The organism is Bacillus sp. LR--39, from assembly GCF_053613335.1.
In genome coordinates, this window is the sequence record NZ_JBSIOT010000330.1 from 1 (window position 1) to 1,063 (window position 1,063).

The following is a 1,063-nucleotide window of genomic DNA, read 5'->3' on the forward strand; positions in this document are numbered from 1 at the left end:
ATCCCGATAAGCCGCTAACGGAAATTGTTTAATGTCAGCCCAGTCGGTTAAAATCATGACGGCGTCAGAACCTTTGACAGCTTCCTCGATCGTCTCTTTATATTCAACAGCTTGCGGGAGAACATGCTTTGCATGACCAACTGCAATGGGATCGTAGGCTCTGATACGGGCGTCGAGCGCAGCGAGACGGTCCGCAATAACAATTGACGGCGCTTCTCTCATATCGTCCGTATTCGGTTTAAATGACAGGCCTAAAAGGGCAATCGTTTTTCCCGTCACCCCGCCGAGCCTGTTCAGCGCTTTATCAACCAGCATCGCCTGCTGATTGTTGTTGACTTTGATAACCGATTTCAGCAGTTCAAAATCATGCTCGACATTGCCGGCAATTTGCACGAGGGCGTTTGTGTCCTTTGGAAAACAAGAGCCGCCGTAGCCTATGCCCGCTTTTAAAAACTGGCTCCCGATCCGCTTATCCTGTCCCATCCCGTACGCGACTGCTTCAATATCGGCGCCGACCTTTTCACATATATTCGAAATTTCGTTTATAAAACTGATCTTAGTGGCCAGAAAAGCATTTGAGGCATATTTGATCATCTCGGCGCTTCTGATATCCGTTTGGTAAATCGGGATTTGAAACGGACGGAAGAGCTCCTCCAGCGTATTTGCTGTTTTCTCATCGGCCGTCCCGATCACGATCCTGTCACCATGAAAGGTGTCATAGATCGCCGACCCCTCACGCAAAAATTCCGGATTGGATGCAACCGAAATACTGACAGGCTCCGCTAGATGTTCAGTGATCAGTCCATTAATCAAATCGTTTGTCCCAACGGGCACTGTGCTTTTCGTTACCACGACTGTATCTCGTTTGACATGCTTTGCGATGCGTTTGGCCGCATCTGTAATTTGCTCCAGATTGGCGTGGCCATCGCTTTTCTGCGGTGTGCCGACCGCTATAAAAATGATGTCTGCCTGTGCCAAGCCTTTCTCATAGCTCGTTTCAAAGTTCAGCCGTCCATCAGCTGTATTTTTTCTCATCAGCTCTTCAAGACCTGGTTCAAATATG

General features: G+C 48.4%; 1 protein-coding gene. It reads right to left on the minus strand.

Features of this window, described 5'->3' with window-relative positions; translation table 11 throughout:
• Positions 1-1,063: UDP-glucose 6-dehydrogenase UglF (gene uglF, locus ACWHAR_RS22960; RefSeq protein WP_452087931.1), on the minus strand; the 1,063-nt coding region annotated here is incomplete at both ends.